The 5,062-nt window shown below is 29.5% G+C and carries 4 protein-coding genes; all 4 read left to right on the forward strand.

Features of this window, described 5'->3' with window-relative positions:
- On the forward strand, positions 1–886 hold an 886-nt coding region (locus ACYVRH_RS10685), incomplete at its 5' end, for a DMT family transporter (protein WP_461256900.1).
- On the forward strand, positions 873–1,364 hold the full coding sequence (locus ACYVRH_RS10690; protein ID WP_461256901.1) for a hypothetical protein: 492 nt from the start codon (positions 873–875) through the stop codon (positions 1,362–1,364). The genes ACYVRH_RS10685 and ACYVRH_RS10690, both read left to right, overlap by 14 nt.
- Before the next feature lie 233 nt (positions 1,365–1,597).
- Positions 1,598–2,149, forward strand: a complete 552-nt coding sequence (locus tag ACYVRH_RS10695) for a hypothetical protein (RefSeq protein ID WP_461256902.1) — start codon at positions 1,598–1,600, stop codon at positions 2,147–2,149.
- Positions 2,150–2,243: 94 nt separating this feature from the next.
- Complete coding sequence (locus ACYVRH_RS10700; protein WP_461256903.1) at positions 2,244–4,709, forward strand: class I SAM-dependent methyltransferase; 2,466 nt, start codon at positions 2,244–2,246, stop codon at positions 4,707–4,709.
- Positions 4,710–5,062 lie beyond the last annotated feature (353 nt).

Genomic DNA, 5,062 nt, shown 5'->3' on the forward strand with positions numbered 1-5,062 from the left:
CATTTATGCAATTATTACAATTATTTTTTGGTCTTTAGCTTATGTTTTTACAAGGTTGGCATTACGATATTTTTCTCCGCTTTCTCTTGGATTTTTAAGGTATTTAATCGCTTCACTTTTTTTGATCATTTTTGCGTTTTTTGTAAAAATAAAAATTCCAGATAAAAGTGATATAAAGTGGTTTATTATCGCAGGTTTTTTCGGTTTTTTCTTTTATATAATTGTTTTTAATAAAGGTTCTGTTACCGTATCAGCGTCTACCGCAAGTTTAGTAATCGCGTTAACCCCAATTATAACGACATTATTGGCAAGGATTTTTTTTAAGGAAAAACTAAAAATTGTATACTATATCGCAATAATAATAGAATTTATAGGCGTTGGAGTTATGACATTAATGGATGGAATATTTTCAATAAACATCGGACTAATTTGGCTAATATTGGCAAGTATTTCAATAAGTTTTTATAATATCCTGCAAAGAAAAATGACAAAAAAATATTCCCCTATTCAAGCGTCAATAATAAGCATTTGGTTCGGGACTATACTGCTATTTGTATTTTTACCTAGTTCTATTGTCGAAATAAAAAATGTTCCAATAATACAGATATTCTACTTAATTATTTTAGGCATATTTTCTACAGCAATTGCATACATATCTTGGACATATGCTTTTAGCAAATCAAAAAATACATCATCTGTAACAAATTATATGTTTTTAACTCCATTTTTAACCACTATACTCGGCATAATATTGGCAAAAGAAATACCTAATCGATCAACAATAATTGGGGGAACAATTATAATGGTGGGGATGTTTATTTATAATTTTTATGAAAAAATCATTCAGATAATAAATAAAACATGGTGGAAATATGTTAACAGATAGTATAAGAAACCAAACAAAGCAGATATTTCAAAATATTGAAATACTATTGGAAGTAATTCCTGCGAATGAATTTGATACAGTAAAAGGTGGATTTAGAACTTGGAAGCATTTTTATCATTTAATACATTCACTAGATAAAAATTTTATTGATCCGGGTAATTATGTTGAACCTGAATTTCACAAGAAAAATTTAAATATAATATATCTTGAGGATGAAAATAAATTAACAAAAAACGAAATAGAAAAATATTATGAAAATGTAAAAAATAAAATACAAAAATATCTAAATGAATTAAATGAAGAAACGATTGAAAATAAAATTATTTTCAATGGAATGGAATTGACAAAAATGGAATTGATTTTAGCGCAATTACGGCATATTTTTTATCATGTTGGATATTTACATTGTTGTATTAAGATTGAAAAAGGTGATACACCAGAATATATAGGACTTTATAAAGCAGTACCTGAAAAATAATGGATAATAACATTTTTGTTTTAAAAATCCAGCCAAAACATCGCATAATCTGATAAGATATTAAAATAATTTATTTTGACAAGATGTCCAAAAATGTCTAAATAAAATCCATAGGCAACGCAATTGGTATCTGACACCACTTTTTCATAGCGTACCTTCACTACCGACCACCCCCACATATGGGATATTTTTGCTTTATATTCAAACCCATAATTTTCCCCTATAATAAAACCATGACCATGCAAGCCTCCGACACTTTCTCTCTTGGCTCTAAGAAATACACGCTAATTGACATAGAAGAAAACAAGCAAATAATTACCTGTGCTGACTTTAATTTGCCAAAAAATAAAGAAATTATAGTTATAAATAGTGGCTGTTGGCGAGGATATACCGCTAAATATTATGTGGTAAAGGATAAACTTTACGGAATTAAAATATCGGAAGTTTACAACAGCGACCCAAAAGAAAAAAATTATAAATCTAAAAAAATATTTATCCCATATACAGGCAGTTGTATAATCGCCTATGGCTCTGGTTGGAATTCTGATTTTTTATCAACTTATCTTAATTACGATGAAGCCTATGAATTATATTTTGAAAACGGAATATTAAAGGAAAAACTAACGTTATTATCCACTATAGAAAAATTTAAGGCGTTAAACGGCTCTGATAAAAAATGGGAAGAAATGGAAAAAATAGCCCGTGAACCCCTTAAATATAAATACGATATAAGAAGTTATAAATGGCGTTATAAAGATGATTATTTTTATGACGATGATGGTTAGTATTTATCCCGCATATAAATCACCTTTTCCCCCATTTTTTATAAAAAACTCTTGAAAAACAATCAAATATTATCTATAATAACAAAATAAGACTATGGAAAAGTACAAAAATATAAAAAGCGAACATCAACTACGCTCCCTTGTTTTTGACGATTATTTTAAAAGTAAAGAAGTATCTTGGGAACAGGAAATTGATAAAATAGATTTTATTATTACAGGCAAACAATCACTTAAAAAGAACAAAGAAGGCGGCTCTGAAAAACATTATTTTTGGGCTGAAACAAAAAAAAGCGAAACCGAGCAATACATAATGCTCACACAATTATTATTGACCATAAAAAAGCCCTATGACAAAAACGAATATATTATCCCTAATTATATAGGCTGTTTTGATACTGTAAAAATTATTTTTGTTCCTACTAATTTAATATCAAATATTTTACATGACAATGATATTAAATGGAATATTACCCCGTCAGACATTAAAGATGAATATTTTTTAAAAATAATAAATAAATTAAAGTTTGCTCTATTTAACAATAAGGAAGTAAAAATATTTACTTTTGGAACGCAAGATGAAGAAATAAAAACCTTCATAAAAAATAATATATTAAAAGGGGATATTAAAAATAAATTTGAAATAACAGAAGATAATTTTGACAGGGTTTATTTAAAATGGCTAGAAAAAGTAAAACCTTCCATATCCGTAAATTGGGAAGAAGAAAAGAAAATAGGTTTATATGACGCTGATTTTTATCTTGCCGATTTGTTATCTAAAGATAACGTTTCTATAAAAGATAAATTATTGATTGTGTTACAAAACGACCATTACAAACTAATAAAGGCACTTAAAAAAAGTAAAACCTTAATCGAAGATGACGAGTATTTTTTCAAAGATAAACAAAAAGCGTACAATGCGTTTTGGAGCATATACCAAAGACCACCATTGCCTGATTATTGGGACAATATTATAAATAGAAAAGATTTATTAGTACCGCAGGACATAAGAGAAAGAAAAGGCTCGTTTTTTACTCCTCAAATATGGGTAGAAAAATCACAGGAATACATTGCTGATGTATTCGGTAAAAATTGGCAAGATAAATATTATGTATGGGATTGCTGTGCAGGGACAGGCAACTTACTGGTTGGCATTAATAGAAACATGGAAAACGTATTTGCCAGTACGATTGACGAGTCCGATGTCAAGGCTATGTATGACCGTATAGAAAACGGCGCAAGACTGCTTAAAAAAAATGTATTTAAGTTTGACTTCTTAAATGATGATTTTAAGAAATTGCCTAAAGCATTAAAAGATATTATTGATAACCCCAAAAAAAGAGAAAAATTAATTATTTATATCAATCCACCTTATGCGGAAGCAGGAAATAGAGAAACAATTATAGGCAGCGGTACAAATAAATCGAAAGTTTCGGCAAGCAGAATGTATGACGATTTCAAAGGCAAAGTTGGGAATGCCATACTAGAACTATCAGCTCAATTTATGCTTCGCATCTATCGTGATATTCCTAATTCAAAACTAGCGACATTTAGCACATTAAAATATATAAGCTCGTCTAATTTTATTAAATTCCGTGATTATTTTCATGCCGAATTTAAAAAAGGCTTTGTTTGCAGGGCAGATACTTTTGATAATGTTTCCGGCGCGTTTCCTATAGGCTTTTTTATTTGGGATTTAGACGGCAAACATAAAATTACTTCCGTAAAAACAGACGTATATGAAATTGATAATGAAGGGAATAATTGTCAAAAAATAGGACGTAAATCTTTTTACAGTTCAAAAAAAGGAAAACTCAGCATTGATTGGTTGCGTAAATATTTTGATAATGATGGAGAACGTATTGCATATTTAAGATTACATAGAAATGATATACAAAATAAAAATGCGGTATTCATTACAAGCAAACCTTCAGATAGTGATTTTATTAAACATGAAGCTGCAAATGTAACTGTAAATAATCTTATTGTAATGTCTATCTATTGCACAATTAGATTTGTTATTGTTCCTACTTGGCTTAATAACAAGGATAATTTTCAATTTCCAAATGATAAATGGGAAACGGACTTGGATTTTCAAAATGATTGTTTTATGTATGTTTTATTTGACAATAATATCCAATCTGCTCATGGCGTAAACCACTGGATACCTTTTTCTGAGACGGAAGTAAACGCAAGAGGTAATTTTGAAAGCCATTTTATGCAAAGCTTTATAAAAGGTAAAATAATAAAAAACGGTTATTCAGAATTGTTTGAAGAATTAACAAAAACTCATAAACCCATAAAATTTTCAAAAGAAGCCCAATCTGTTTTTGAAGCCGGCAGGGAATTATGGTCGTATTATCATAGTAAATCAAGGGTAAACATTAACTCTTCTTTCTATGACATTAGGGAGTATTTTCAAGGTGTCAGTAACGGCAGAATGAACAATAAAAGCGATGATGAAGAATACAATAATCTTATTGGCAATTTGCGTGAAAAAATGAAAATACTAGCAAAAAAGATTGAACCCAAAGTATACGAATACGGCTTTTTGTTGGAATAAATATTTTTCAATAAGGTTGATATGGACATTGTATATAAAAGCAAAGGACACGCCGAGTAACTGACACCCAAATTCGCTAGTGTACCTTGCCTGTCAGGGTACACTAGATATAGCGTACAGGACGGCAATTTAAAAAAAATTAAAAAATCTTTCCGCTAAAGTAAAGCAAAATGACATCTCCACGCCATATATATATTGTAAATCTTTTTTACGGTCTTGTAAAAAAACATTTATCGTATTCAGCGGAAGCCGAGCTTGCTCGAGTCTTCCGCTAAAATAGCAAAAGAAATTGTGGAGGTATTTATGCGAAAAACAAGAGTGCTTATTGACAATGCTTTTTACCACGTTACTTC

Source organism: Treponema sp. R80B11-R83G3, assembly GCF_054786115.1.